Below are 26,497 nucleotides of genomic sequence, written 5' to 3' on the forward strand. Positions count from 1 at the left end.
ACTCATGTATAAGCCTTTACTGCTTGTTCTTGGCGATCAGCTGTCGCTTTCCCTGGCAACCTTGCGCGATGCGCCGAACAACGCGGTGGTCGCCCTATGTGAAGTCAGCGAAGAAGCACGTTATGTGCCTCACCATATACATAAGATCGGCTTATTCATGGCCGCCATGCGACATTTTGCCCAAGCGTTACGGGATAAAGGCTATACCGTGCACTACACCCGCCTTGATGATCCCGACAATACCCATTCGCTCATCGAAGAAGCCGAACGTATTGCAACCCAGTATGGCTGCAGTGAAATACACGTAACGAGGCCCGGCGAGTGGCGATTATGGGATGCCATGCGCCAGCGCCAACAGGCTACTCTACCCTGGCAACTGATAGAAGATGAGCGTTTCTTTACCACACCCGACGACTTCGCTCACTGGGCTCACGGTCGTAAACAACTCCGTTTAGAGTATTTTTATCGTGAGCAGCGCAAGCGAACCGGCCTGTTAATGGAAGGCGATGCGCCTGCGGGTGGCCAGTGGAATTTCGACCACGACAACCGCGAACCGATTGATGCAACCCTCCGTTTTCCAGCGCTACCCCAACACACCCAAGATGCGCTCACCAAGGAAGCACTCAACGACGCCAAGCGCCATTTTAGCGACCATATGGGCTCCCTGGATAACTTCAACCTCCCCGTCACCCGCCGACAGGCGCTGGTGGATTTGAAGCACTTTCTCAACCACGGCCTGGCCGATTTTGGCCGCTATCAGGATGCAATTAGCGACGCCGCACCGTTTCTGTATCACTCCAGGCTATCGGCGGCGCTCAATATCGGTCTGTTAACCCCTCAAGAAGTGTGCGAAGCCGCTGAGCAGCAGTATTACGATGGCAAAGCCCCCCTTAACGCTGTTGAAGGGTTTATTCGTCAGATACTTGGCTGGCGAGAGTATGTTCGTGGGCTTTACTGGACACACATGCCGAATTATAAGCGTGAAAACCGGCTTGGTTTTGAACGCGATTTGCCTGCGTTTTACTGGGATGGAAATACTGATATGCGTTGCTTACAGCGCGCTATTCAAATGACCATCGACAACAGCTATGCCCACCATATTCAGCGCTTAATGGTAACCGGCAACTTTGCCCTACTTTGCGGCGTGAAGCCTGAAGCACTCTGCGATTGGTACCTGGCGGTTTATGCCGATGCCTGCGAATGGGTCGAGCTGCCCAATACGTTGGGCATGGTGCTGCATGCCGATGGTGGTCTAATGGGTTCCAAACCTTACTGCGCTTCCGGCAAGTATATCGACAAAATGTCTGACCACTGCCAGCACTGTCGCTACTCCCCAAAGCAGGTAACTGGCCCAAAAGCCTGCCCATTTAACAGCCTTTATTGGCATTTTCTGGAAACCAACGCTGAGCAGCTAAACCGTAACCCGCGCATGAAACTAATCTATGGCTCTCTCTCACGCATGAAAGACGAAAAGCGTGAGGCGATGCGTCAGCAGGCGGAACAGTTTCTAGCCTCACTACCGACCAGCCAAGGCTACGGCCAAGCGCACCATACCCAAGGTTATAACGCAAAGGACACTCAATGAGCCGTTTTTCGACACTCCAAGCCAACTCACCAGTCACCCTATACCACGATGGTCACTGCCCCTTTTGCCGCGTAGAAGTCGCATGGCTTGCAAAACATCGCCATAAAGAGCGCGTGACCTTAGTGGATATTCAGGATGAAAACTTCAACGCTGCCGATGTTGGACGCACCTTTAGTGACATGATGGGGCTGCTACATGTAAGAGACAGCAAGGGAAGTTGGTATATCGGGATGGATGCCAGCCGGGCCCTTTATGCGGTGTTGGGCTACCGGTGGCTAGTGTGGCTATCTTGCTTACCAGGCCTACGGGGGATAATGGATGCAAGCTATCGTTTTTTTGCCCGTCGCCGCGTTCGACTGGGGCAGTGGTGGGAAAAACGTGCCGCTAAATAAGTGAATAAAAGAAGATCAGGTTAAAATTAAAATACCAGCGGCATACGCGATGTCAGTGGCGAGCTGTAATGCGCATCACGACCAATCACTTCATCCTGGGGCACATGCTGAACTAAGTAAGCACGATGGATGCCAGCGCGCTTTAGCTCAAGGTAGACATCGTCTAGTGAGCGAAACAGCATTGGCTTGTTACGCTGAGTTAGCATGTGCCGCTCACCCTCAACATCTTCAAGTTCAACTTGGTAAAAACGGCTACCAGAATGAGTAATGACGCGTATTTCAAAGTTGTCGTGCCCTGCGACAAACCGTTTCAGTTCTTTCAGTTCCATGATGCTCTCCTATGATTGTTAATTATCATGGGGCACAGCATGACGTTACCCCATGACAATTTTATTACCTTTACACTAACTAGCTATGACGGCAACATCACAAGAGAGTTCCTGACCAAACCATCAACTATTCAGCCAAGAATTCATCAACTTTTTCATCAACATATTCATCGAATTATTGATATTCAGATGGGTCGATGGCCTTACCTAACGAGTTGCGATCAATCCAGTTGCCGCCTTTGGTTTCCTTATAACGAAAAACCACCTTATCGCCCACGGTGACTGGCAGCTCCGAATCCTCAGTCTGGTAGCTATATTTTTCCCCTTCGACCACTAGGAAGTAACGGTAGAGGTCAGGCATACCCAACCACTCTTTAAATGGCCCTTCACGCTCTAGCGACTGCAACTCCCCACGGCCTTCTAACTTTGGAAGACGCTTACGGTTGCCACGTCTAAAACCACCTGCCATTTGCTACTCCTGTCTATCTGTTTCGTCGGGGAGGAGCATTATACGTTCTCCCCCCTGACGCTCAAGTTAATCACCGAAAGCTTCACCATAGCTATCAGGCGCTAGATCTTCAAAGCGCGTGTACTTACCAATAAACGCCATATGCACCGTCCCAATCGGGCCGTTACGCTGCTTGCCGATAATCAGCTCAGCAATCCCCTGGTTATCAGGATTATCGGGGTTATACACTTCATCTCGGTAAACAAAAGCAATCACGTCGGCATCCTGCTCGATCGCACCCGACTCCCTTAAGTCCGACATCACAGGACGTTTATTGGGGCGTTGCTCTAACGAACGGTTAAGCTGTGAAAGGGCCACAACAGGACACTGAAACTCTTTTGCCAACCCCTTCAACGAACGGGATATTTCCGAAATCTCACCGGTTCGGTTTTCAGAAAAACCGGGGATCTGCATCAGCTGCAGATAGTCAATCATGATCAGTGCCATATTACCGTGTTCACGCACTACCCTGCGTAAACGCGAGCGCATTTCGTTGGGCGAAAGTGCTGCGGTGTCGTCTATAAACAGCTGCTTGTCTTTGAGCAAATTGACTGCTGAGGTAAGCCGCGGCCAGTCTTCATCTTCCAACTGGCCAGAGCGCACGCGAGTCTGATCAATCCGGCCTAGTGACGACAGCATCCGTAGCATCAGCGACTCAGCGGGCATCTCCATGGAAAACACCATCACCGGTTTGTCGCTAGAGATCACCGCATGTTCAACCAGGTTCATTGCAAAGGTGGTCTTACCCATAGACGGACGTCCGGCAATAATCACCAAATCCGAAGGCTGCAGGCCGGACGTCATTTCATCCAGGTCACGAAATCCCGAGGAAAGTCCGGTCATCTCACCTTTTAGATTGAACAGTTCATCAATACGATCAACCGCTTTGGTTAGTAGCTCACTCATGCCAATAGGGCCGCCGGTTTTCGGCCGCTCCTCGGCAATTTGAAACACTAGCCGTTCAGCTTCATTGAGCAATTCATCTGCAGGCCGCCCCTGGGGCGAAAATGCCCCATCAGCAATTTGATTGGCCGCCCGGATAAGCTTACGCAGCGTCGCCCGCTCACGAACGATATCGGCATAAGCACGAATATTGCTGGCCGAAGGCGTATTACGCGCAAGTTCTGCCAGGAACGCCAAACCACCTACTGTATCTAGCTGATCACGCGCTTCCAGCGCTTCTGATAATGTAATAACGTCCAGCGGCTGACCAGATTCGGCTAGATGAATCATCACGTTGAACACCAAGCGATGTTCATAGCGGTAGAAATCGTCTGCCACCAACCGCTCCGACACATTGTCCCAAGCCTGGTTGTCCAGCATTAGCCCACCAAGCACCGACTGCTCCGCTTCAAGAGAATGCGGCGGCAGCTTTAGCGCTGCCGTTTCCTGATCAGCAGATGGCAGGTCCTGCATAGCGAGCTCCTTTAAATAACATAGCCAACGACGTTCACTATCTTAGCGCAACCTCAGATACACCATAAGCGGTACATCGACGCTAAGCGACGTTCAAAAAAACGCACCAAAAACAGCGCACATACTTTTGACCAGCGCCTAGAAGTAAACATACTCAGTCGTTGCTCCTTAACGACGAGTCACAACTGTTTTAAAAATTTGTTTTAAAAAAACCTACTTCAAAAAACCTACTTCAAAAAACCTACTTCAAAAAACAAAGGGCGCGGGAAGTCCCGCGCCCTTTGAGGCGTCAGCGTTGGCGAGAGCGTTTACTCTGCGACAACAACCACGCGAACAACCGCATCTACATCTGCATGCAGGTGTAGTGCAATGTCGTACTCGCCAGTCTGGCGAATCGGACCTTGCGGCATGCGTACTTCGCTCTTGGCAACATCGATGCCAGCAGAGGAAATCGCATCGGCCAGGTCACGAGGACCAATAGAACCGAACAGCTTGCCTTCATCACCTGCTTTAGAAACCAACGACAGTTCGATGTCGTTAAGCTGCTCAGCACGCGCTTCAGCTTCTGCTTTACGCTCGGCGGCTTGGGCTTCAAGCTCAGCACGCTGGGCTTTAAATGCTTCAACGTTCTCTTTGGTGGCCGGTACGGCTAAGCCGTAAGGTACCAAATAATTACGACCATAACCGGGCTTTACAGTGACTTTGTCACCCAGGCCGCCCAGCTTACCAATATTGTCGAGCAGAATGACTTCCATCTCGTAAACCTCTTGTCAGTTGCTGCGGGCAAGGCGTGCGCGAACGTTCGCGAATGTATCAATCAGCCCCAACAGCAGCACAATGAGAATCGTGGGCCAGGTCGTGATCAGCAGCACATAAAATGCCACCAGCCACAGCCCGTTCATCCCCTTTATTCCAATAAACCCATGCACTAACGCAATACCAGCGACCAGCAGAGGAATCCATCCAAGCATTGCCAGAGCGTGCGCGCCTAGCACCATACCCACTACACCAAGCACGATTAAAACAGCGAGCTCTTTAGGGGATAGGCGCAACGCGTGAAACTCTTCACGGAAGCCGCCTGGGTTATAAAGCCCAGCCTGCCAGCTTCGCGCTAGGGCTAAACACGCAATAGCGGCTAACAGTACTACTAAGCCGGTTACTCCACCAATCACCATAGCGGCGAGTGTCGGCGCATCAATACCTTGGTTAGCAAACTCTGTCAGCATGCGATCAATCTCAGTCGAGCTTTCTCGCAGCTGCTCCAGCATCAGCTGTGTTCCACCTGGCGGGCTAAAGATGCCGAGCTGAACCATTACCGCTGCCGCTAATGTGCCAACGATTAATGCTTCACTCCAGCGCATCCTCTCACGCAAGATAACCGCCATCAGGGTTACTAGCAGTACGCTAGCAAGTGGAATGACGTCACCTTGAGACCACCAAAAACCTGCAGGTAGTGCTGCAGCGATAATTACCGGCAGTGCAGGCGCGAAGCCTTTTCGCAAAGTAACTAACGCAGCAATGGCTGCCCCTAACCAGAACAGCCAAGGCACTAGCGTCGCTAATGCTGCCCCGCCAATGGCATAAGGCGTGCTCTGCATGAGCCATCTTGCCAGTGCCAGCATCACGTTAAACGCTTACTGATGGCTATCGGAGTAGGGCAGCAGTGCCAGGTAGCGCGAACGCTTGATAGCAGTCGCCAGCTGACGCTGATAGCGTGCTTTGGTACCGGTAATACGGCTCGGAACGATCTTGCCGGTTTCGGTGATATAAGCCTTCAACGTGTCGAGATCTTTATAGTCGATCTGCTTGACGCCTTCAGCGGTGAAGCGGCAAAACTTACGGCGACGGAAAAAACGTGCCATGGACTAGCTCCTTAAAACGTGCAGTGGATAAAATCAGGCAGTTTCTTCAGCTTCTTCAGCGCGCGGCCTATCTTCGCGACGCGGACGCTTCTCTTCTGCCGGCTTCATCATCGGTGAAGCTTCAGTGATCGCTTCTTTACAGCGAACAACCAAGCTGCGAATGATAGCGTCGTTGAAACGGAAGATGTTCTCGATTTCTTCGAGAGTCTCACCGGTGCACTCGACGTTCATCAGCACGTAGTGGGCTTTGTGGATCTTGTTAATCGGGTAAGCCAGGTGACGACGGCCCCAATCTTCCAAGCGATGCACAGTGCCACCGTTTTCGGTAACGATGCTGGTGTAGCGCTCGACCATAGCCGGCACTTGCTCGCTCTGATCCGGGTGGACCATAAACACGATTTCGTAATGACGCATGGAATCTCCTTGCGGTTTGACAGCTTCCGATGTGCATTGAGACAAATGTCTCAGCAACGACAGGGAAGCAAGGAGTTAACTGAAGTGCCCGTCACTCACCGCGAACGATGTTGTCTGGGGCATCAAGCAGAACTGTTTTTCGTATTCACTATTAACTAATACGAGCACCCGCTTAAGGATAAACGGGCGCAAGCATTTTAGTGGGACAGGGACTAACTTGCAAGCTGCCGCTGACGAACAGCTTCAAACAAACAAATACCCGTCGCCACCGAGACGTTCAAACTGGAGACTTGACCCGCCATAGGCAGCTTTGCCAAGTTGTCGCAAGCTTCTCTAGTTAGCCGACGCATACCCTTCCCTTCAGCTCCCATCACTAATGCCGTTGGGCCAGTCATATCAATCTCAAACACACTTGCGTCAGCTTCACCCGCCGTGCCAGTAATCCACACACCGGCATCTTTAAGCTTGGCAAGCGTACGAGCCAGGTTAGTGACCTGATACACAGGCACCACTTCAGCAGCACCGCACGCTACTTTGCGCACCGTCGCGTTCAGCGGTGCAGCTTTATCCTTCGCTACGATCACTCCATGAGCACCCGCTGCATCAGCACTGCGAAGACACGCACCGAAATTATGCACATCGGTAACACCATCCAGCACTAACAATAACGGCGGTGCAGAAGCCTGCCATGCACGCAGCTTCAGCCATAGCGACTCTTCCCCTTCGGGAACCAGCGGGGGGCAAAAAGCTACAACGCCCTGATGAGCAGCGCCCTGCGTAAGCTGATCCAACAGGTCACGCGACTGCTCTTTAACATGCGCACCACGGGACTGAGCATTAGCAACCAACTCTTTCAGGCGGTTACCAGAGCCCTGCTGCACCCACAGCTCACGGGGCGTTTCACCCCGCTCCAGCAGGCTTTCAAGGGCGTGAACGCCATACACTTGATCTAACCCATCTGGTGTACGTACCGCTGGACGCGAGCCACGTCGAGACGACGACGATTTCATGCTCAACCCTTATTCGGTGATGGTTTACGCGGGCCATTACGCGTGCGTCTTGGACCGCGACGTGTCGGCTGCTTATCGGTGGATGCTGCTTTGTCAGCCCCACCTTCTTTACCAGCCCCGCCTTCTCCACCACGACGCTTACGTGGCTGACGACGCGGTCTAGGCTTGTCATCGGCAAGGCCAAAGTCGATCTTACGATCATCCATGTCTACCCGCGCAACCTGAACCGTCAGCCCGTCGCCCAGGCGGTACGTTGTACCTGTACGTTCGCCTTTAAGACGATGCTTTTCCGCCTCATAGTGATAGTAGTCGGAGGGCAGCGAAGTGACATGCACCAACCCTTCAACATAGAAGTCATCAAGGCGTACAAACAGGCCAAACTGGGTTACCGAGGCAATAGTGCCATCGAAGGTTTCACCCAGCTTGTCAGACATGAACTCACACTTGAGCCAGCTTTCAACATCACGGGTTGCTTCATCAGCCCGCCGCTCGGTCATCGAGCAGTGCTCACCCAGCTCAAGCATTTGCTCAAAGGTGTAAGGGCACCACTTGCTCGGCGGATCGACAGGTGCGCCTTCAACCCGAACCACCGTATTGGTTTGGCGAGGCCCACGAATAACCGAGCGGATAGCGCGGTGCACCAACAGGTCAGGATAACGGCGAATGGGTGACGTGAAGTGCGCGTAGGCCTGGTAAGCCAAGCCAAAGTGCCCCTCGTTCTGCGGCGAATAAACCGCTTGATTCATCGAGCGCAGCATGACGGTTTGGATAATGTCAGCATCTGGGCGATCAATAATCGCCTCGCGTAACGCTTGATAGTCCTGAGGCGTTGGCATATCGCCACCGCCCACGGAAAGACCTAGCTCACTTAAGAACAGGCGCAGCTTATCAAGGCGCTCTGGGGTTGGCCGCTCGTGAATCCGGTACAGGGCTGGCAGATCATGTTTATCTAAGAAACGCGCGGTAGCCACGTTAGCTGCCAGCATGCACTCTTCGATCAGCTTGTGAGCATCGTTACGGGTGCGAGGCACAATTTTTTCAATCTTGCGCTCATCATTAAAGATAATCGCCGTTTCAGTGGTATCGAAATCAATCGCACCGCGCTCTTCGCGCGCACTACGCAGCAGGCCGTAAAGCTCGTGCAGATTTTGCAGTGGCTTTACCAGCCCTTTGTACTCATTACGCAGCGCTTCGCCTTCGTCACTCTCGCTATCGAGAATGGCCGCCACCTTGTTATAGGTCAGGCGGGCGTGGGAATTCATTACCGCTTCATAGAACGAGTAGCGACTAATTGCGCCGGTTTTGGAGATGTTCATCTCACAAACCATCACCACACGATCCACTTGGGGGTTTAACGAACACAAACCGTTTGAAAGCAACTCCGGCAACATCGGCACCACTTGGCCGGGGAAGTACACCGAATTCCCCCGCGTACGTGCCTCGTCATCAAGCGCGGTACCAGGACGCACGTAGTGCGACACATCGGCAATCGCAACCAGCAGCTTCCAACTACCCGACTTGGTCTTCCAAGCACACACCGCATCGTCAAAATCTTTGGCAGACTCATCGTCAATGGTAACCAACGGAAGCTCACGCAGATCGACACGGTGTTGCTTATCTTCCTCTAATACTTCTGCTGAAATACCGCTAGTTTGGTCAAGCACTTCTGGCGGAAACTCAGCGGGGATATCGTAACTACGAATCGCGATATCTATTTCCATGCCAGGGTCCATCCGCTCACCCAGCACTTCGATAACTTCGCCTACCGGCTGAACACGCGTAGCTGGCTGCTGAACGATTTTCGCAGAAATCACCTGGCCATCTTTTGCACCAGCGCTTGCGGTATGAGGAATAATAACTTCCTGGGTAATACGAGGATTCTCAGGAATTAGCACGCCAAACTCAGGTGAATTGCTACGGTATACCCCCACAATCGTTTGGGTATTTCGCGCAATCACATCAGCGATGGTCGCCTCATCACGGCCGCGGCGGTCACGTCCACTCACTCGCGCCAGCACATAATCCCCGTGGAAAACACGGCGCATCTGGCGTGGTGGCAGCACTAAATCCGGTTTTTTCCCATCGTCGCGCAACAGAAAACCAAAGCCATCTCGGTGGCCTAGCACTTTGCCTTTAATCAGATCCAGCTTATCAATCAAGGCATAGGCACCACGCCGGTCGCGCAGCACCTGACCATCGCGCTCCATGGCGGCCATGCGCCGGCGAACCGCTTCAAGATGATCTTCATCTTCAATGCCGAGCATACGGCTCATATTTTCGTGGGTTATCGGCTTGCCGTACGTTTCCAGGGCAGCTAATAAATACTCGCGGCTGGGCGCAGGATTGTCATACTTTTGCGCCTCGCGCTCGGCGTGCGGATCATCACTTAACGTCCAGTACTTCATGCGATCAACATCCTTGATTGCGTTTGCGGGAGGCAGCTAATGGGCGCAGGCACAGTGCGCTGCGAGCGGGGGGATTCAGCCATTGATTGACTGAAAAACGTCATGTTTTGTTTGATCATAGCTACATTATAGCGCTGCCTGTTCAATCACCCAACCACCTAGCACGGCAATTGTACGTTTTTAACGATAAAAAACAGTTGCCGGGCCTTGCATTTAAGCGTGGCCTCGGTATCATACGCGCCACTTGCCCAGATGGCGGAATTGGTAGACGCGCTAGCTTCAGGTGCTAGTGTCCGTATGGACGTGGAGGTTCAAGTCCTCTTCTGGGCACCATCTTATATCGTGTTACCCCCTTTTCATGATGTAAAACGGTGCAGCGGCAAGCATCAGAAGTAGTATTAAAAAAAGTGTTAGCAAAAAGTTTGTGTTCGCCCAGGTGGCGGAATTGGTAGACGCGCTAGCTTCAGGTGCTAGTGTCTGTATGGACGTGGAGGTTCAAGTCCTCTCCTGGGCACCATACGAATGCAAACAGCGGTACGAAAAACAGCAGTAAAAATAGCAAACATGATATGCCCAGATGGCGGAATTGGTAGACGCGCTAGCTTCAGGTGCTAGTGTCCGTATGGACGTGGAGGTTCAAGTCCTCTTCTGGGCACCATCTCAATAGTCTTGATCCCATCAGTTCCAGTTAAAAACCTATCATTCCCACCTTCAGCTGTTTGCTCGCAATACTTCCTTTTCTAGGCTTTCATTATCTTATTTTTTGTTTAAGTTGTTTTGCTTAAAACTCTTTCCTGCTAGGGCACTGCACTTAGACAACAGTGCTTAGAAAATCACCTAAAATAACCGATTGAGCGAATATATTCGCTCAATCGGTATTTTGCATTATTGAAAACGCCCAGGACGTCGCGCGACCTCTTCTAACGCCCAGCCTTGGGTTCGTAACTGGCCTTCCACTACCGCCTCACGCTCTGCCGACAAATCAGGGAAAAAATTCAACCCTGTGCGCGACTCGATCTCATCAATAGTCACCAGATAATCGTCTAACGGTTCATTACCACGAACGTCTTGCGGCATGATAAAAGCTAGTGCCAACGTTGCCTCTTCATCCGGTACAACGATAATTTTGTAAAACGCTTCCGGCACTTCTACGAAACCCACCCGATTAAACACATTATCCATAAAACGCTCTGGAAAAATCGGGCCAGTAATCACCTGCAAACGATCAAAGCGTGGCGCAAAGTGATCCATTACCGACTCTTCTAGACGCTGCCAAAGCTGGCGATTTAAATTAGGCCGCTGAGGCGTCATATTACTCATCAAAAAGGTATCAACCTGGGCACTGCGGCCATGTACCGCTGCAATTGCATAGTTAGGTGCCAAATGCCCACGATCATAACCACTGCCCGCATAACTGTCGGTACCAATTGGCCATAATGTGCGCCAGTCAGCTTTAAAATTAGGTCGTGAACCAATACGCGTGTCATCAGCTACCGCTTCAACTTGATAGCTGACCCACAAAGCATTGGCTCGCACATCTGACCACCCTGCTAAAAAGCCATCGTTTCTCAGCACACGATGAAAAGTGGTTGGATGAAATCCATCCCAGGTGGGCACCCCCATCCATGTATAGTCGTCCTTATGCTGACGCTCCTGAAACTCCCAAAGCCCCGCCCCCACAACGACAAACAGCACAGCGATACCAAGGCGTTTTCCCTGACGACGCCAGCGCGAAAGAGATTTCCCCAACAGACTTACTCCCTAATGTAGATTCTACGCCCTACTTTTTTATGTGTTACGTAAGATGGCTAACTGACTACCAACCTAGCGAAAACATTGTTTCTAGATCGTGACGAGAGTGTACCTGCATCGCATTCAATGTTTCGGTATCGCTGATACCCTCAACAGCATTTAGACGCTCCGTGACGAGTTCAGCGAGGCTCTCAAAATCAGGTGTACGGGCAATCGCGACCAAATCATAGCGGCCACAGGTCGAATACACTTCACTAATGCCCTCGACATCAGCCAGGCGCTCCGCGACTGCTTTTACTTGGCCTTTCTCGGTATTAATTAAAATCACAGCGTTTTGCATAGTTCCCCCATAGACAGCGTTGATAATCATCTAACTTGCAGCTTGAGGCGAGTATAACAGGCTGCTTGCTAGGGCCAAGCATTGCCCAGTGGCGTGGTCAATTGTCGCGCTTATCATAAGGTTATTCGCACTAATTTTGAGCATGCGCTAGCATGTGTTAGATATCTTCGATTATATAAGTCTTGTCGGAGAATCAAGAGGTGGTTAACCACCCGATAATATTAGCGAACCGTCAGACCGTGACGATAAGGAGACACCATGGCTAATCAAAGCCGTCGTAAGTTCATGCGTAACAGCGTAATGGGCCTCGCCGCCCTACCGTTTGGTGCTGGCATTCTATCAAAGACTGCTTTTGCCCAAGAGTTACCGCGCCTTGATCCTTCTAGTCCAACTGCTCAGGCACTTAACTACGTTGAAGTAGCTAGTGATGCGAGCGATCACCCCGCCTATGAAGAAGGTGAACTGTGCTCAAACTGCATGTTCTTTAATGCAGACAATGAAGGCTGCCAGCTATTCCCGCAAAATAGCGTTGAACCTGACGGCTGGTGTCAATCCTGGACAGCACAAGCGTAATACTATTCGCTGTTGCTACTCTCACTAACGGTTATTAAAACCGCCAGTGAAATTACTCGGCCCTGCAGTCACTGTAGGGCCGAGTTAGTTGAACAAGCACAAACAAGGGCTCATAACGATACTTGGCATTACCTATCCCACCTCTTTCTCGTTACCCTCTTCTCCAATAGGCCATTGGTAACGACGCGTTACTCGCCCCTCTTCCATTGAAACCAAATGCACTGGAAAGCCCCATAACTGCTGCAAATGGCGAATCACTGGATAAACACTGCGACCAAGGGGCCGACGGCTATCTTGCACATGGTGTAAGGTCAGCGACCGATCACCTCGAATAGCCGCCTCAACGACTTGTATATTCGGCTCACGCACCGACAAAGCGTACTGGGTCGACAGCGCCTCACGTACACGGCGATAACCGCGCTCATTATGAATTGCTGCGACTTCCAGCGTTTCCTCTTGATCATCATCCACTATTAAAAATAGCTTCAAATCACGCATTACTTTGGGAGATAAAAACTGCTGGATAAATGACTCATCTTTAAAGTTGCGCATGGCAAACTCGACGGTATCCCGCCATTGGCTGCCTGCAATATCAGGAAACCATTCACGATCTTCATCCGTTGGTGCTTCACAAATCCGCTTAATATCCATAAAGATGGCAAAGCCCAAGGCGTAGGGGTTAAGGCCACTGTAGTGCGGGCTATCAAAGCTTGGCTGATTGATCACCGCTGCATGGGACTGCAAAAACTCCAACATCAAGCCTTCATCGACTTTTCCTTCGTCATACAGCCTATTCATTAACGTATAGTGCCAAAAACAGGCCCAGCCTTCGTTCATTACTTGGGTTTGCCGCTGAGGATAAAAGTACTGCGCTAGCTTGCGAACAATCCGCACAATTTCACGTTGCCAGGGTGCCAGCAACGGCGCGTTTTTCTCAATAAAATAAAGCAGGTTTTCCTGGGGCTCAGAGGGGTAACAGCCTCCATGATGCAAGCCAAGCGGGTCATCGTCACTAGCCAAACTGCCAGGCAATGGTGCAACGCCACTGGGTGCCTCGGGAATCGTTCGCCACAACATATTTACCTGGGTTTGCAGATAGGCTTCGCGCTCTTCTTGACGCCTCACCTCCTCTTCTGCAGAAATCGGTGAAGGTCGTTTATAGCGGTCTACCCCGTAATTTTGCAGCGCATGACAAGCATCTAGCAATTGCTCTACTGCATGAACGCCATGGCGCTCTTCGCACTGGGCAATATACTTACGCGCAAAGACGAGATAATCGACGATAGAGTCGGCGTCGGTCCAGGTACGAAACAAATAATTACCTTTAAAGAAAGAGTTATGCCCGTAGCAGGCATGGGCAATCACCAACACCTGCATCATCAAGGTGTTCTCTTCCATCAGGTACGCAATACATGGGTTGGAATTAATCACTAACTCATAGGCAAGACCCATTTGACCGCGCTTATAGGCCTGCTCAACGGCCAAAAACTGCTTACCAAACGACCAGTGATGATAGCCCACCGGCATGCCTACACTCGCGTAGGCATCCATCATCTGCTCAGTAGTTATCACCTCTATCTGATTTGGATAAGTATCTAGGCGGTACTCATCGGCGAGCCTAGCGAGCTCTTCATCAAAACGTTCCAAGACACTAAAGTTCCAGTCGGAACCGGTCGCTATTGGCTGACGGGCTACACTCATGGCGTACTCCTCGGTTCGCGTTACTGCTCTTGACTCAACCGACGCTTAAACAGCTCACGGAAAACAGGGTAAATATCCCCAGCATCAACAATTTGACGCATTGCAAACCGCTCCGCGAACTGCTCAGCTACAATTTCATACTCATGCCAAAGCGATTGATGCTCATGAGGGGTAATCTCTACGTAAGCGTAATACTGCAACTGGGGCATAAGTTTTTTCACCAACATATCTCGGCAAATATTCGAATCATCATCCCAGTTGTCGCCGTCTGATGCCTGGGCAACATAAAGATTCCACTGCCCTGCAGGATAGCGCTTTTCAATGATGTTATTGACTAACGTAAGCGCACTAGAAACAATGGTTCCGCCGGTTTCGCGGGAGTAGAAAAACTCCTCCTCGTTCACCTCCCGTGCCGCCGTATGATGGCGCACAAACACCAGCTCTACTTTTTCGTAATACTTCTCCAAAAAAAGGTAGAGCAGTAGGAAAAACCGTTTAGCGATATCTTTATGGTTTTGCGTCATGGAGCCGGAAACGTCCATCACACAAAACATTACCGCTTGGCTGGAAGGCTGTGGCTGCGCTGCCAGCTGGTGATAGCGTAGATCATAGGTATCAATAAATGGCACCGCTTCAATACGCTTTTCCAACCGCTCTACTTCTGCCTTTAGCTCAGCAATTCGTGCGGGATTGCGTAGCACAGAATCTTTGCGCTCTTCGGCAGCAAGCGCCTCTTGCGCGGCTTTTAACGCTCGCTTGATGGGGGCGCGCATCGCAATACGCCGCGCGTAGGCTTCGCGCATTGACCGGGTGATGCTAATTCTTGATGGCACTCCATCGCGAGCTAAGCCCGCTCGCACCATCTTTATTTCTTCAAGCGATTTTAATGGCTTGCGTTGAAGGTGTGGCAACTCAAGACCATCAAACACAAATTCTAAAAACTCTTCACGGCTAAGCGTAAACGCAAATTCGTCGTTCCCTTCGCCTTGATTAGATGCCCCCCCTTCCCCCGCCCCGTCTCCACCGCCCTGACCGCCAGGGCGGCGAATTTTATCTCCCTCTAAAAACTCTTTGTTTCCCGGCGATACGATATGCCGCGCACCGCCCGGACCATGCTGAAAGACGGGTTCAGAAATATCCTTGGTCGGAATAGAGACCTTTTCACCTCGCTCCATATCAGTAATCGAGCGGCGGTTAACCGCCTCCTCGACTGAACGCTTAATATGCTTTCGATAACGTTCCAAAAAGCGCTGCCGATTGACCGCGCTTTTATGCTTAGCGTTTGGCCTTCGATCAATAAAGTAGGTCATACGACCTCCCGATTATCCGCTACTGGGACTTGCGCACGCGTAGATACCACTCGGAAAGCAGCCGAACCTGTTTTTCGGTATAGCCACGGTCCACCATGCGCGCTACAAAATCCTCATGCTTCTTCTGATCCGACTTTGACGCCTTAGCATTAAACGAAATAACCGGCAGCAACTCTTCAGTATTGGCGAACATTTTGTGCTCGATCACACCTTTGAGTTTTTCATAAGACTGCCAGCTAGGATTCATGCCGTTATTTTGTGCACGTGCCCGCAGTACAAAGTTAACCACTTCATGGCGGAAGTCTTTCGGGTTGGAAATACCTGCCGGTTTCTCGATTTTCTCTAGCTCATCGTTCAGCGATTGACGGTTCAACAATTCGCCCGTTTCGGGGTCGCGGTACTCTTGATCTTGAATCCAAAAGTCAGCATAAGTGACATAGCGGTCGAAGATGTTCTGCCCATACTCGCTATAAGATTCCAGGTACGCAGTTTGAATTTCCTTACCAATGAAATCGACGTAGCGCGGTGCCAGAAACTCTTTAATAAAGCCGATATAGCGTTCAAACACCTCAGAAGGCAGTTGTTCACGCTCTAACGCTTGCTCTAACACATACAGCAGATGCACAGGGTTAGCGGCGACCTCATTACCATCGAAGTTAAATACCTTAGACAGTATCTTGAACGCGAAGCGGGTAGATAAGCCCTGCATACCTTCATCCACACCGGCCGCGTCGCGGTATTCCTGAATAGATTTCGCACGTGGGTCGGTATCTTTTAGGTTTTCACCGTCGTATACGCGCATCTTAGAGTAGATGCTTGAGTTTTCGGGCACTTTCAGACGCGAAAGCACCGAAAACTGCGCCAGCATACGCAGCGTATCAGGCGCGCAGGGGGCGGCGTTAAGCGAGGAGTCTTCCAGCAGTTTTTGGTAAATCTTGATCTCTTCAGAAACACGCAGGCAGTAAGGCACCTTAACGATATAGACGCGATCCAGAAACGCCTCATTGTTACGGTTATTACGAAACGCCTGCCATTCCGATTCGTTAGAGTGGGCTAAGATCACACCGTCAAAAGGAATTGCCCCCATGCCTTCGGTGGGGTTGTAGTTACCCTCTTGAGTAGCGGTAAGCAGTGGATGCAGCACCTTGATCGGCGCTTTAAACATCTCAACAAACTCCATCAGCCCCTGGTTCGCGCGACAGAGCCCGCCCGAGAAGCTATAGGCATCGGGGTCATCTTGTGAGTAAAGTTCTAGTTGGCGGATATCAACCTTACCTACCAACGACGAGATATCCTGGTTATTTTCATCGCCCGGTTCGGTTTTAGAAATAGCAATTTGATTTAATCGCGAAGGATAAAGACGCACCACCCGAAACTGGGAAATATCGCCCCCTGCTTCTTTTAAACGCTTGGCCGCCCAGGGCGACATCACGCTGCGCAAATAGCGCTGGGGAATGCCGTACTCTTGCTCTAGCAGTTCACCGTCTTCTTCTGGAGAAAACAGCCCTAACGGTGACTCATATACCGGCGAGTCTTTAATGGCATAAAACGGGATACGCTCCATCAACAGCTTCAAGCGCTCAGCCAGCGACGACTTACCGCCACCCACTGGACCCAGCAAATAAAGAATCTGCTTACGCTCTTCCAACCCCTGAGCCGCATGACGGAAATACGACACGATTTGCTCAATGGCTTCTTCCATGCCGTGAAATTCAGCAAACGCTGGATAGCGGCGAATAACCTTGTTTGAAAATATACGTGATAGACGCGGATCTTTCGCCGTGTCGATCACTTCAGGTTCACCAATAGCTTCCAACATACGCTCGGCAGCGCTGGCATATACCTTAGGATCTCGACGACAAAGCGCCAAATACTCTTCAAGGCTCATGTCTTCTTGTTGAACGCGGGCAAATCGGTCTTGAACGTGATCAAAGATGCTCATGGAACTCTCCTATGGTCCATCCCCAAGCAGCTACCGCCAAGCCCAAACATCGAAGCGGCGTGCAAAACGAGGTGTCGCTCTATCAGCGTAGTCAGCATTAGCAAAATGTGATGACTAAACCTTCAACGCATATTGATCAACAGTTTGAGCATCACAGGAGAGGGTTAGTTGCGTTGAAACCCATACTTAACAACACACGAAGCGTAGGTACGGGTAGAAGCAGCTGCGCCGCCCAGAGGGCGGCGCAGTCGTAGTATCGGCACTGTTTATCGGCACTATTGATCACTCCAGCACAGATTTCACGTCTGCCAATAATTGATCTAATAATTCAACGGTCGTGTTCCAGGCACACACAAAACGCGCCCCACCGGCGCCTATAAAGGTATAGAAGGTCCACCCTTTAGCTTTCAACGCTTCGATGGAATGGGGTGGCAATTCAACGAAAACGCTATTGGCCTGAGTAGGAAACATCAACGAAACACCTGGCAATGCCTGTAGCCCTTCTGATAAATATCGCGCCATGTCATTGGCATGTTCAGCGTTAGTTAACCATGCGCCACTTTCCAACAGCCCCAGCCAAGGGGCAGAAACATAACGCATTTTGGAAGCCAGCTGACCTGCTTGCTTGCAGCGGTACGAAAAGTCTTCTGCTAAGTCACGATTGAAAAACAAAATAGCTTCGCCAAACGCTAAACCGTTCTTGGTACCCGAGAAACACAGCACATCAACCCCCACCTGCCAAGTCAGCTCGGCAGGGCTAGCCTTAAGACCGGCACAGGCATTAGCAAACCGCGCACCGTCCATATGCAGGCGTAAATCGTGCTTGTCTGCCATCGCGCGTATTGCCAGCAGCTCCTCCCGGGAATACACCGTGCCCACTTCCGTGGCCTGAGTAAGCGACACCACTTTGGGCTTGGGGTAGTGAATGTCACTGCGCTTGGTCACCAACGCTTCGATGCCCTGTGGCGTTAACTTGCCGTTAGCCCCAGGAGAGGTTAGTAATTTTGCGCCATTTGAAAAGAACTCAGGGCCACCACACTCATCGGTTTCAATATGGGCCAATTCATGACAAATAACGCTGTGGTAGCTGCGCCCCATCGCGGAAAGTGCCAGTGAATTTGCTGCGGTGCCATTGAACACAAAAAAAACGTCGCAATCGAAGTCGAACATCTCACGAAAACGGTCAGCTGCGCGGGCGGTCCAACGGTCATTACCATAGGCGAGATCATCAGCTTGGTTAGCTTCCAACAGGTATTCCATCGCCTCTGGGCAAATACCTGAGGTGTTGTCACTGGCTAAAAATCGTGGGGTACACTCCGAGGTCATGGCGATAGTCCTTTTATCTGACGGTCTTGCGGCGCGAGCTGGGTGCCACCCGCACCTTATAAATGGTTAGCTGTGATCTACAGCTATGTTGATCCACCAGTCTATCGCTATTTCAACGTTTACGTCACCTGCTCGGCTCGCCTAGCAATATTGCTAGGCCATGTCATTTAGCTATAGGACAGCAGCAAGACGAGTGCCCTGATCGATGGCCCGTTTTGCATCTAACTCTGCGGCTTCATCAGCGCCACCAATCACATGCACACGCCCACCGGTTTGGTTCAATGGCTCAATTAACTCACGTACCGACTCTTGGCCTGCACATACCACAATAGTGTCCACCGCTAGCACTTGCTCTTCACCCTCACGGCGGATATGCAGACCTGCATCGTCAATTTTCACATATTCACAGCCAGTTAAGGTTTTAACCCCGCGCTGCTTTAGTGAGGCCCGATGCACCCAGCCCGAGGTTTTACCCAGGTTTTTACCTGGCTTAGAGCTTTTACGTTGAAGCATTACAATGTCACGAGGTGACACAGGAGGCATCGGTGACTTTAAACCTCCTCGCTCACTCATTGCTAAGTCGACACCCCATTCATCACACCAGGCCGCCAAATCCATTGCGGGGTGACCTTCATGAGCGAGCAGCTCAGAAACATCAAAGCCAATACCACCAGCCCCAATCACCGCCACGCGCTGGCCGACACGCTCAGGGTGCTCAATAGCCTCGGCGTAGCTAAGCACACTGGCATGGTTGGCCCCTGGTAGCGTCAGTTCACGGGGAATAACACCGGTGGCAATCACCACCTCATCAAACTCGGCCAATTTTTCGGGCGTTGCTGCCGTATTGAGGCGAACGTCCACCGCATGTTTTTTTAGCATGACGCGGAAGTAACGTAGGGTTTCATTAAACTCCTCTTTACCGGGAATTTTACGGGCGTAGTTAAACTGCCCACCCAGCTCGCTACGGCGCTCAAACAGCACCACATCGTGGCCTCGGCTGGCCGCTGCCACGGCGGTAGCTAGCCCTGCTGGGCCACCGCCAACCACGGCTACCCGCTTAGGCGTATGAACTGGTGTTAGGCTGAACTCGGTTTCATGGCACGCCCTTGGGTTGACCAAGCACGAGGTAAGCTTGCCCATAAAGGTGTGGTCTAGGCAGGCTTGGTTGCAGGCAATACAGGTATTAATTTCGTCTGCAAGACCTGCTTCGGCTTTACGCACCCATTCAGGGTCCGCCAGAAACGGACGCGCCATCGACACCATATCTGCATGTCCCTCTGCCAACACGCGCTCGGCAACTTCAGGCATATTGATACGGTTGGTAGTGATCAGCGGGATGGAGAGTGCGGCTTTAATACGCTTGGTGACCTCGGTAAAAGCGGCACGAGGTACGCTGGTCACAATGGTGGGCACTCGGGCCTCGTGCCAACCAATACCGGTATTGATCACATTCGCACCCGCTGCTTCAATGGCTTGCCCAAGCTGCACCACTTCTTCCCAGTTGCTGCCCTCTTCCACTAAATCAATCATCGATAGGCGGAAGATTATCAAAAAGCGCTCGCCCACTGCCGCACGAATACGTTTTACAATTTCAATCGGAAAACGGGTCCGCCGCTCAAAATCACCGCCCCACGCATCATCGCGCTGATTGGTACGGCGACAAATAAACTGGTTAATCAAATAACCTTCAGAACCCATGACCTCAACACCGTCATAGCCCGCCTGCTGTGCAAGCTGCGCACAGCGCAAATAGTCAGCAATTTGCTGTTCAACCTCATCGCTTGAAAGCGCCCGAGGCATAAACGGATTAATTGGTGCCTGCAATGCAGAAGGGGCGACTAGTTCTGGCGAATACGCATAGCGTCCTGCATGGAGAATCTGCATACATAAATGCCCGCCCGCCTCATGAACAGCATCAACAACGCCCTTATGCTCAGCCAGTTGAGACTCATCGGTAAGCGCATTGGCCCCTTGAAACACAGCACCTTCAGCATTAGGAGCAATACCGCCCGTTACAATCAGGCTAACGCCCGCACGGGCACGCTCAGCATAAAAGGCCGCTAAGCGCTCAAAGCCGTTGGGTGCCTCTTCTAAATTAGTGTGCATTGACCCCATCAATACACGATTAGGTAGCGTTAAGTGGCCAATAGTCAGCGGTTGAAACAGATGCGGGTAAGCGGGCGTTTGGTTCATCACGGTGCTCCTTCATTTTGTTAATAGCATTCAAACAAGCGTATGACATACGCCCCGCAACGTACAGCCCTTTACCCTGCTTAATCTGTCCCTCTTTTGCCGTCTTGCGAAACTAGCGCTCATTATGGCAAAGCACTTGCCCCCTGCGGGAAAGCACGTCACATTACCCTGCTAACGATAAGGGAACGTGCTATGCCATTGATTTACTTTTTACCGCCCCTGGCCACCGTATTGATTTGGTCAGGCAACATGACGATTAACCAGTTAACAGTGGGTGCTATTGCGCCTAGCAGTATCGCCTTTTTACGCTGGCTGCTAGCCTTGGCCGTGATGACGCCGTTTGTACTCCCTGCGGTGATACGCCACCGCGATGAAATCTACCGCAACTGGCCAAAATTAGCGCTGCTGGGGCTACTTGGCATGGGGCTTTGGCAAGGTTTAGCGTATGTAGCAGCAGAAACGACCACTGCCACCAATATGGGCATTTTAGCGGCCATGGTGCCCCTACTAACGGTTCTGTTAAGTGCGCTGATTTTGCGCGAACCGCCCACGCTTGGTGGTGTTTTCGGTGGGGTGTTAGCATTTATTGGCGTTACCGTACTGCTTGGCCGTGGCAATCCTTTATCACTGTTACAGCTGCAAGTAGCGTTTGGTGATGCCTTAATGGTCGTGGCGGCCACCTGTTACGCACTCTATGGCGTTATGTTGAAGCGCTGGGCGATGAAACTCCCCCCTTGGGTGATGCTTTATGCTCAAGTCTGCTTTGCGGTGCTATTTCTGCTTCCCCCTTATTTAATGGGCCCAATGACGCCAGTAGACAGCCATAACGTCTGGTTGATTCTTTATGCAGGCATTCCCGCTTCCGTTATCACTACATTTTTATGGATGCGCGCGGTGCGTCAAATAGGTGCGAACCAGTCGAGTATTTTTATCAACTTGATGCCGCTTTTTAGTGCTGTGATTGCTATGGCATTTTTAGGCGAGCAGGTCGCAGGGTTCCACTTTATGGGAGGGCTGCTCATTCTTGCAGGCGTCATCATGGCACAAACGCTGACTCGACCACTGGTGCGTGCGGTCGCTGCGGATAAAACGAGCAATGCTCAGCAATGATACAATAGGCTAACTTCATTCGACGGCCGGGAACCCCTGACTATGTCCCTAGAAGAACTGCACCTTAATCTTCGCAACCTTACCAGCGACGACTATGAACAGCTAAAAACGTTGATGGACGCGGTCTATCACGACCTCGGTGGTTCATGGCCTAAGCACACCATTGATAAGCTGATCCAGGAATTTCCCGATGGCCAAATAGCCATTGAGGACGACGGTATGCTGGTGGGCGTGGCGCTAACGGTACAGGTCGATTATGACGAGTTTTCTAACCCGCATAAATATGACGACTTGATCGGCCATCGCGAAACTATTCTTAACGACTCGGACGGCGATGCTATGTACGGGCTGGATGTCCTTATCCACCCAGACTACCGTGGTTATCGTTTGGGCCGGAGGTTGTATGAAGCACGTAAAGAGCTGTGTCGTTCACACAATCTGCGTGCCATTTTGGCGGGCGGGCGCATTCCTGAGTATCACCAGCACGCCAAAGAGCTCACACCGGCGGAATATATCGACAAAGTCTCCCGCAAAGAGATTTATGACCCTATTTTGTCGTTTCAGTTGGCGAACGACTTCCAAGTTAAGCGCCTGCTGCGCAAGTATCTGCCTGAAGATGAACAGTCTCGCGGTTATGCCACGCTCTTAGAGTGGAATAATATTCTATTCGAGCCTGCTGAAAGCGTGCTGGATACCCGCCCAACGCAGGTACGGGTTGGCGCCGTACAGTGGCAAATGCGTGAGTTCGCGTCGGTGGAAGCAGCCCTTCAACAAATTGAATACTTTGTTGACGCGCTGTCAGACTATCAAAGTGATTTTGCCGTCTTCCCAGAGCTGTTTAACGCGCCTCTGATGGGCCTACAAGACCGCGCGGCCCAGCAGGATCAAATGGGCGCGATTCGCTTTTTAGCAGGCTTCACCGAACGCTTTAAAACAGAGCTTTCGCGGATGGCGGTGTCTTACAACATCAACATCGTCGGCGGCTCAATGATTGAAGTCGGCGACGATGACCGTCTTTACAACATTGCATACTTATTCCATCGGGACGGCGAAATTGAAAGGCAGGCAAAGCTGCATATTACCCCCCAAGAGCGCCGTGACTGGGTAATTGAAGGCGGTGACAACCTACAGGTCTTTGACACCGATGCAGGCCGCGTGGGCATTTTGATCTGCTACGACGTTGAGTTCCCAGAACTTGGCCGTCTACTAGCCGACCAGGACATGGATATTTTGTTTGTACCGTTCTGGACAGATACCAAAAATGGTTACCTGCGAGTGCGCCATTGCGCCCAAGCCCGAGCCATTGAAAACGAATGCTATGTGGTGCTGTGTGGCAGCGTCGGCAACTTACCTTCCATTGAGAACCTGGATATCCAGTATGCGCAATCGGCTGTTTTCTCGCCGTCGGACTTTGCCTTCCCGCATGATGCCGTGCTGGCGGAAACCACGCCTAACACCGAAATGATTTTCTTCTCGGACTTGGACCTGACCCGTCTCACGGTTGTGCGTGCCGAAGGCTCAGTGACCAACCTGAAAGACCGCCGCAAAGATCTATTTGACCTTCGCTGGCGCGACTGGTCCTGGAAATCCGGGGCTAACCTGGAAGAGTAAACCAACAACGCCGCCCAATGAACTGACCACCAGCCGTTGGGCGGCATTACGTTGAAAGCGCTTCAGGTTCCATCAGGCCAAACAAGGTGGGCGGAGACTCGCCCTTTGCTATCAAACATAACGCCTTCATCGCGCAGTTTCTGATGCTGGCGTTCCGCCCCACCGTGGTCGGCGAGCGTTAACGACGCGGCAATGACACGGTGCCAGGGCAACTGATGCCCTTCTGGCAAATGACGCATCGCCGATCCAACCATGCGCGGCGTTGCGCCATCGGTCATTGCTGCGATACGCCCATAAGTCGTTACCCGCCCAGCAGGAATCTGATCAACAATGGTATAAATCTGTTCGAGCAGCTCTGGGCGTGACATGGTTACCCTTCGCAATCAGCGTGTTATTACAGTGTTGCGACCAGTTGATCGATTGCTTGGAACGCCTCTTTTAGCGCGGCATCGCGATGATTGTCGCCCATGTTCAACCCTTCAGCAAAGACGATTTCCACATCGCTAATGCCCATTAAACCGAGCATGGCTTTTAGATGCGGCGTTTGGCTGTCTAAGTCAGTTCCCGCGTATTGACCACCGCGAGCAGCTAAAATAATTGCCCGTTTACCTTCAATCAAACCCTGCGGACCGTTTTCAGTGTAGCGGAAGGTTTCGCCAGCGCGCAGTACACGGTCGAACCATGCTTTTAGCTGGGAAGGAATACCTAAATTGTAAAGCGGTACCGCGAGTACCAGCACATCATGCGCTCGCAACTCTGCCAATAGCTCATCAGAGTGAGCCGCTAGCACCTGCTGCTCAGCGCTGCGCTCTTCAGCTGGCGTTTGCCACGCACCAAGTTCTTCAATGGCAAGGTGCGGCAGTGTGTTTGCCACCACATCGCGATGGGTAAGGGCAATATCGCGGGCTTCCATTTTGGCTTTAAAATGATTGGCTAGCGCATTGGACTGACCATTTTCGCCAAGAATAGAAGAAGTAACCAGCAGAGTACGTTGGGTCATGTAAAAATTCCTGCCATATCAGTGAGTTCGTTGGCAGCTATTCTACGTCGCTTTTCGATTAGCAAAAGCGCAACGTTTTCCCAGTTTCATTCTAAAAAAACGAATTGATGCCCAACAAAAAGCCCCACACCGTCAGCTTCAACAGTAGCGGGGCTTTCAACTATCGCATTACCAGGGAGCGATTACTTACGCTTTGGCCACGCGTTAGGGTCTACTTTATCTACCAGCTTGGGGAATTTGCTGGGGTCAAACACTGGCTCTTTGCCTGCTTTTAGCTGTGCGTCATAATCACGGAATAGCGCAAAGGCAATCGGTGACAGCAACAAAATGGCCACTAAGTTAATCACTGCCATCATGCCCATGGAAAGGTCAGCAAAATTCCAGATTGCGCCCAGGCTTGCCACCGAACCTACCATGACCATGCCCAATACCGCCAAGCGATAAATGAGTACCGCCACCGGTGCACGACGGCCTGCTAAGTACTCAATATTAGATTCGCCATAAGAGTAATTAGCGATCACAGAGGTAAACGCAAACAGTAAGATCGCCACGGCAATAAACATACCGCCCCACTCCCCTACGTGGCTAGAGAGCGCCATCTGAGTCAGCTGGATACCATTGTTTTCCTCGCCAGCCAGTAGTTCAGGCCCTGCCATAATGATAATAGCGGCAGTGGCGGTACAAATAACCAAAGTGTCTAGAAACACGCCCAGCATTTGAATAAAGCCCTGTGCGGCAGGATGGTCTGGACGAGTGCTGGCGGTCGCAGCCGCATTGGGCGCCGAGCCCATACCGGCCTCGTTGGAAAACAACCCACGCTGAATACCATTCATAATCGCTTGTGAAATGGCATACCCCATAGCGCCACCCGCCGCCTGCTCTAAGCCAAAGGCACTTTGAATAATGGTCATAAAGGCCGCAGGCAAATCACTTATATTAAGTGCGACTACCACCAGTGCCAGTATTAAGTACAAGAGTGCCATCAGCGGCACCACGAGCTCAGCCACCCTAGCAATCGACTTTAGGCCACCAAAAATAATCGGCGCAACTACTGCCATCAGAACTAACCCCATGGCCCAGGTGGGAATGGCAAACGCCTGTTCCATGGCCTGGGCGATGGAGTTGGCCTGTACGCTGTTAAACGCCAAACCGAACGCAATGATCAAACAGATTGAAAACAGCACCGCTAGCCAGCGAAGCCCTAGACCACGCTCAATATAACGTGCTGGACCACCACGGAATGTGTTATCGCCGTGATCGACTTTATAGGCCTGCGCCAGGGTAGACTCGACAAAACTGGTCGCCATACCCACCATGGCGGTCATCCACATCCAGAAAATCGCACCCGGGCCGCCAAAATAAATCGCGACCGCCACGCCCGCTAGGTTACCAGTACCCACCCTTGCCGCTAAGCTAGTAGAAAGTGCCTGAAAGGAAGAAATACCACCGTTAGATTGACGCGAACTGCGCAGCAGCTTGAACATGTGGCCGAAATAACGTACCTGAATGCCACGGGTCATGATGGTGAAATAGAGACCAGCCCCGATCAGCAGGTAAATCAGCACACTGCCCCAGAGAAGCCCGTTGCCGCGATCAACCATCGCCGTCAACAGAGGGGGAAGAGTAAAATCCATAGGTAATGCGTCCTTTTTAAAACAATGGAAACGCATCATTCTTCACGGCTGCACCAAAATGGCAAGAAAAACGGAAAAATTAGT

General features: G+C 51.5%; 24 protein-coding genes and 3 tRNA genes. 8 read left to right on the forward strand and 19 right to left on the reverse strand.

Translation table 11 applies throughout. The features are described 5' to 3' along the window. Positions 1–4 precede the first annotated feature (4 nt). Together K1Y77_RS11820 and K1Y77_RS11825 are read left to right on the forward strand one after the other, a co-directional pair. Positions 5–1,585: a cryptochrome/photolyase family protein gene (locus tag K1Y77_RS11820; RefSeq protein ID WP_264428642.1), complete on the forward strand. Its 1,581-nt coding sequence runs from the start codon at positions 5–7 to the stop codon at positions 1,583–1,585. Continuing rightward, complete coding sequence (locus tag K1Y77_RS11825) at positions 1,582–1,977, forward strand: thiol-disulfide oxidoreductase DCC family protein (protein ID WP_264428643.1); 396 nt, start codon at positions 1,582–1,584, stop codon at positions 1,975–1,977. The genes K1Y77_RS11820 and K1Y77_RS11825 overlap by 4 nt, the downstream gene beginning before the upstream one ends. 26 nt (positions 1,978–2,003) lie before the next feature. On the opposite strand, the gene K1Y77_RS11830 is transcribed toward K1Y77_RS11825, so the two are convergent. From K1Y77_RS11830 to rnr, 9 genes are all read right to left on the reverse strand, one after another. After that, entirely contained in the window at positions 2,004–2,306 is a 303-nt protein-coding gene (locus K1Y77_RS11830; protein ID WP_030073311.1) for a DUF6482 family protein, read from the reverse strand. A 175-nt stretch (positions 2,307–2,481) separates the two neighbouring features. Continuing rightward, positions 2,482–2,775, reverse strand: a complete 294-nt coding sequence (locus K1Y77_RS11835; RefSeq protein WP_009721685.1) for a hypothetical protein — start codon at positions 2,773–2,775, stop codon at positions 2,482–2,484. A 66-nt stretch (positions 2,776–2,841) separates the two neighbouring features. Further along, complete coding sequence (gene dnaB / locus K1Y77_RS11840; RefSeq protein ID WP_030073314.1) at positions 2,842–4,230, reverse strand: replicative DNA helicase; 1,389 nt, start codon at positions 4,228–4,230, stop codon at positions 2,842–2,844. A 308-nt stretch (positions 4,231–4,538) separates the two neighbouring features. Beyond that, positions 4,539–4,985 (reverse strand): 50S ribosomal protein L9, encoded by a 447-nt coding sequence (gene rplI / locus K1Y77_RS11845; protein WP_030073316.1) that lies wholly within the window; start codon positions 4,983–4,985, stop codon positions 4,539–4,541. Between the two features lie 15 nt (positions 4,986–5,000). Then, complete coding sequence (locus tag K1Y77_RS11850; protein WP_030073317.1) at positions 5,001–5,852, reverse strand: hypothetical protein; 852 nt, start codon at positions 5,850–5,852, stop codon at positions 5,001–5,003. Positions 5,853–5,864: 12 nt separating this feature from the next. Continuing rightward, positions 5,865–6,092 carry a 30S ribosomal protein S18 gene (rpsR, locus tag K1Y77_RS11855; RefSeq protein WP_009097135.1) on the reverse strand — a complete coding sequence of 76 codons (228 nt, stop codon included), beginning with the start codon at positions 6,090–6,092 and terminating at the stop codon, positions 5,865–5,867. 33 nt (positions 6,093–6,125) lie between these two features. Continuing rightward, entirely contained in the window at positions 6,126–6,506 is a 381-nt protein-coding gene (rpsF, locus tag K1Y77_RS11860) for a 30S ribosomal protein S6 (RefSeq protein WP_030073320.1), read from the reverse strand. Between the two features lie 212 nt (positions 6,507–6,718). Next, positions 6,719–7,516 carry a 23S rRNA (guanosine(2251)-2'-O)-methyltransferase RlmB gene (rlmB, locus tag K1Y77_RS11865; RefSeq protein WP_030073322.1) on the reverse strand — a complete coding sequence of 266 codons (798 nt, stop codon included), beginning with the start codon at positions 7,514–7,516 and terminating at the stop codon, positions 6,719–6,721. 2 nt (positions 7,517–7,518) lie between these two features. Beyond that, on the reverse strand, positions 7,519–9,921 hold the full coding sequence (rnr, locus tag K1Y77_RS11870) for a ribonuclease R (RefSeq protein WP_264428663.1): 2,403 nt from the start codon (positions 9,919–9,921) through the stop codon (positions 7,519–7,521). A 246-nt stretch (positions 9,922–10,167) separates the two neighbouring features. Here rnr and K1Y77_RS11875 point away from each other — a divergent pair. From K1Y77_RS11875 to K1Y77_RS11885, 3 genes are all read left to right on the forward strand, one after another. Further along, positions 10,168–10,254: transfer RNA gene (locus K1Y77_RS11875), tRNA-Leu, on the forward strand. Between the two features lie 97 nt (positions 10,255–10,351). Continuing rightward, positions 10,352–10,438: transfer RNA gene (locus K1Y77_RS11880), tRNA-Leu, on the forward strand. A 54-nt stretch (positions 10,439–10,492) separates the two neighbouring features. After that, positions 10,493–10,579: transfer RNA gene (locus K1Y77_RS11885), tRNA-Leu, on the forward strand. Positions 10,580–10,806: 227 nt separating this feature from the next. Here the strand turns inward: K1Y77_RS11885 and K1Y77_RS11890 are convergent. Together K1Y77_RS11890 and K1Y77_RS11895 are read right to left on the reverse strand one after the other, a co-directional pair. After that, complete coding sequence (locus tag K1Y77_RS11890) at positions 10,807–11,670, reverse strand: DNA/RNA non-specific endonuclease (RefSeq protein WP_030073326.1); 864 nt, start codon at positions 11,668–11,670, stop codon at positions 10,807–10,809. Positions 11,671–11,737: 67 nt separating this feature from the next. Next, positions 11,738–12,013 carry an Lrp/AsnC family transcriptional regulator gene (locus K1Y77_RS11895; protein ID WP_030073328.1) on the reverse strand — a complete coding sequence of 92 codons (276 nt, stop codon included), beginning with the start codon at positions 12,011–12,013 and terminating at the stop codon, positions 11,738–11,740. A 258-nt stretch (positions 12,014–12,271) separates the two neighbouring features. Between K1Y77_RS11895 and K1Y77_RS11900 the strand changes: the two genes are divergently transcribed. Next, positions 12,272–12,586: a high-potential iron-sulfur protein gene (locus tag K1Y77_RS11900; RefSeq protein ID WP_030073330.1), complete on the forward strand. Its 315-nt coding sequence runs from the start codon at positions 12,272–12,274 to the stop codon at positions 12,584–12,586. Between the two features lie 132 nt (positions 12,587–12,718). Here K1Y77_RS11900 and K1Y77_RS11905 read toward each other — a convergent pair whose 3' ends face one another. The 5 genes from K1Y77_RS11905 to K1Y77_RS11925 all read right to left on the reverse strand — a co-directional run bounded on the left by K1Y77_RS11905 (position 12,719) and on the right by K1Y77_RS11925 (position 21,058). Beyond that, on the reverse strand, positions 12,719–14,287 hold the full coding sequence (locus K1Y77_RS11905; RefSeq protein WP_030073332.1) for a SpoVR family protein: 1,569 nt from the start codon (positions 14,285–14,287) through the stop codon (positions 12,719–12,721). A gap of 20 nt (positions 14,288–14,307) precedes the next feature. After that, positions 14,308–15,597: a YeaH/YhbH family protein gene (locus K1Y77_RS11910; protein ID WP_264428667.1), complete on the reverse strand. Its 1,290-nt coding sequence runs from the start codon at positions 15,595–15,597 to the stop codon at positions 14,308–14,310. A 19-nt stretch (positions 15,598–15,616) separates the two neighbouring features. Beyond that, positions 15,617–17,539: a PrkA family serine protein kinase gene (locus K1Y77_RS11915; RefSeq protein ID WP_030073335.1), complete on the reverse strand. Its 1,923-nt coding sequence runs from the start codon at positions 17,537–17,539 to the stop codon at positions 15,617–15,619. Between the two features lie 282 nt (positions 17,540–17,821). Next, on the reverse strand, positions 17,822–18,865 hold the full coding sequence (locus K1Y77_RS11920) for a threonine aldolase family protein (RefSeq protein WP_264428669.1): 1,044 nt from the start codon (positions 18,863–18,865) through the stop codon (positions 17,822–17,824). Positions 18,866–19,036: 171 nt separating this feature from the next. Further along, entirely contained in the window at positions 19,037–21,058 is a 2,022-nt protein-coding gene (locus tag K1Y77_RS11925; RefSeq protein ID WP_264428671.1) for an NADPH-dependent 2,4-dienoyl-CoA reductase, read from the reverse strand. A gap of 192 nt (positions 21,059–21,250) precedes the next feature. Here K1Y77_RS11925 and K1Y77_RS11930 point away from each other — a divergent pair, with 192 nt between their 5' ends. Both K1Y77_RS11930 and K1Y77_RS11935 read left to right on the forward strand, forming a co-directional pair. Beyond that, a complete protein-coding gene (locus K1Y77_RS11930) occupies positions 21,251–22,168 on the forward strand; it encodes a DMT family transporter (protein ID WP_030073340.1) in 918 nt (305 codons plus the stop codon). A gap of 42 nt (positions 22,169–22,210) precedes the next feature. Continuing rightward, entirely contained in the window at positions 22,211–23,779 is a 1,569-nt protein-coding gene (locus tag K1Y77_RS11935; RefSeq protein WP_030073342.1) for a bifunctional GNAT family N-acetyltransferase/carbon-nitrogen hydrolase family protein, read from the forward strand. Positions 23,780–23,841: 62 nt separating this feature from the next. Here K1Y77_RS11935 and K1Y77_RS11940 read toward each other — a convergent pair whose 3' ends face one another. The 3 genes from K1Y77_RS11940 to K1Y77_RS11950 form a co-directional block, all read right to left on the reverse strand. Then, entirely contained in the window at positions 23,842–24,147 is a 306-nt protein-coding gene (locus K1Y77_RS11940) for an MGMT family protein (protein WP_264428673.1), read from the reverse strand. Positions 24,148–24,173: 26 nt separating this feature from the next. Continuing rightward, positions 24,174–24,779: an FMN-dependent NADH-azoreductase gene (locus tag K1Y77_RS11945; protein WP_264428675.1), complete on the reverse strand. Its 606-nt coding sequence runs from the start codon at positions 24,777–24,779 to the stop codon at positions 24,174–24,176. Positions 24,780–24,961: 182 nt separating this feature from the next. Next, a complete protein-coding gene (locus K1Y77_RS11950; RefSeq protein WP_030073348.1) occupies positions 24,962–26,413 on the reverse strand; it encodes an alanine/glycine:cation symporter family protein in 1,452 nt (483 codons plus the stop codon). Positions 26,414–26,497: the final 84 nt, after the last annotated feature.

Origin of the sequence: Halomonas qaidamensis (genome assembly GCF_025917315.1) — a bacterium.
Classification (GTDB): Bacteria; Pseudomonadota; Gammaproteobacteria; order Pseudomonadales; family Halomonadaceae; genus Vreelandella; species Vreelandella qaidamensis.

What these genes read in the sequence shown, in the direction of transcription:
- K1Y77_RS11945 (WP_264428675.1), bottom strand. Translation starts at nt 24,779, where the DNA reads ATGACCCAACGTACTCTGCTGGTTACTTCTTCTATTCTTGGCGAAAAT.
- K1Y77_RS11915 (WP_030073335.1), bottom strand. Translation starts at nt 17,539, where the DNA reads ATGAGCATCTTTGATCACGTTCAAGACCGATTTGCCCGCGTTCAACAA.
- K1Y77_RS11940 (WP_264428673.1), bottom strand. Translation starts at nt 24,147, where the DNA reads ATGTCACGCCCAGAGCTGCTCGAACAGATTTATACCATTGTTGATCAG.
- K1Y77_RS11820 (WP_264428642.1), top strand. Translation starts at nt 5, where the DNA reads ATGTATAAGCCTTTACTGCTTGTTCTTGGCGATCAGCTGTCGCTTTCC.
- K1Y77_RS11950 (WP_030073348.1), bottom strand. Translation starts at nt 26,413, where the DNA reads ATGGATTTTACTCTTCCCCCTCTGTTGACGGCGATGGTTGATCGCGGC.
- K1Y77_RS11900 (WP_030073330.1), top strand. Translation starts at nt 12,272, where the DNA reads ATGGCTAATCAAAGCCGTCGTAAGTTCATGCGTAACAGCGTAATGGGC.
- rpsR (WP_009097135.1), bottom strand. Translation starts at nt 6,092, where the DNA reads ATGGCACGTTTTTTCCGTCGCCGTAAGTTTTGCCGCTTCACCGCTGAA.
- K1Y77_RS11825 (WP_264428643.1), top strand. Translation starts at nt 1,582, where the DNA reads ATGAGCCGTTTTTCGACACTCCAAGCCAACTCACCAGTCACCCTATAC.
- K1Y77_RS11920 (WP_264428669.1), bottom strand. Translation starts at nt 18,865, where the DNA reads ATGACCTCGGAGTGTACCCCACGATTTTTAGCCAGTGACAACACCTCA.
- K1Y77_RS11830 (WP_030073311.1), bottom strand. Translation starts at nt 2,306, where the DNA reads ATGGAACTGAAAGAACTGAAACGGTTTGTCGCAGGGCACGACAACTTT.
- K1Y77_RS11835 (WP_009721685.1), bottom strand. Translation starts at nt 2,775, where the DNA reads ATGGCAGGTGGTTTTAGACGTGGCAACCGTAAGCGTCTTCCAAAGTTA.
- dnaB (WP_030073314.1), bottom strand. Translation starts at nt 4,230, where the DNA reads ATGCAGGACCTGCCATCTGCTGATCAGGAAACGGCAGCGCTAAAGCTG.
- K1Y77_RS11905 (WP_030073332.1), bottom strand. Translation starts at nt 14,287, where the DNA reads ATGAGTGTAGCCCGTCAGCCAATAGCGACCGGTTCCGACTGGAACTTT.
- K1Y77_RS11930 (WP_030073340.1), top strand. Translation starts at nt 21,251, where the DNA reads ATGCCATTGATTTACTTTTTACCGCCCCTGGCCACCGTATTGATTTGG.
- K1Y77_RS11850 (WP_030073317.1), bottom strand. Translation starts at nt 5,852, where the DNA reads ATGCTGGCACTGGCAAGATGGCTCATGCAGAGCACGCCTTATGCCATT.
- rnr (WP_264428663.1), bottom strand. Translation starts at nt 9,921, where the DNA reads ATGAAGTACTGGACGTTAAGTGATGATCCGCACGCCGAGCGCGAGGCG.
- rplI (WP_030073316.1), bottom strand. Translation starts at nt 4,985, where the DNA reads ATGGAAGTCATTCTGCTCGACAATATTGGTAAGCTGGGCGGCCTGGGT.
- K1Y77_RS11910 (WP_264428667.1), bottom strand. Translation starts at nt 15,597, where the DNA reads ATGACCTACTTTATTGATCGAAGGCCAAACGCTAAGCATAAAAGCGCG.
- rlmB (WP_030073322.1), bottom strand. Translation starts at nt 7,516, where the DNA reads ATGAAATCGTCGTCGTCTCGACGTGGCTCGCGTCCAGCGGTACGTACA.
- K1Y77_RS11935 (WP_030073342.1), top strand. Translation starts at nt 22,211, where the DNA reads ATGTCCCTAGAAGAACTGCACCTTAATCTTCGCAACCTTACCAGCGAC.
- rpsF (WP_030073320.1), bottom strand. Translation starts at nt 6,506, where the DNA reads ATGCGTCATTACGAAATCGTGTTTATGGTCCACCCGGATCAGAGCGAG.
- K1Y77_RS11925 (WP_264428671.1), bottom strand. Translation starts at nt 21,058, where the DNA reads ATGAACCAAACGCCCGCTTACCCGCATCTGTTTCAACCGCTGACTATT.
- K1Y77_RS11895 (WP_030073328.1), bottom strand. Translation starts at nt 12,013, where the DNA reads ATGCAAAACGCTGTGATTTTAATTAATACCGAGAAAGGCCAAGTAAAA.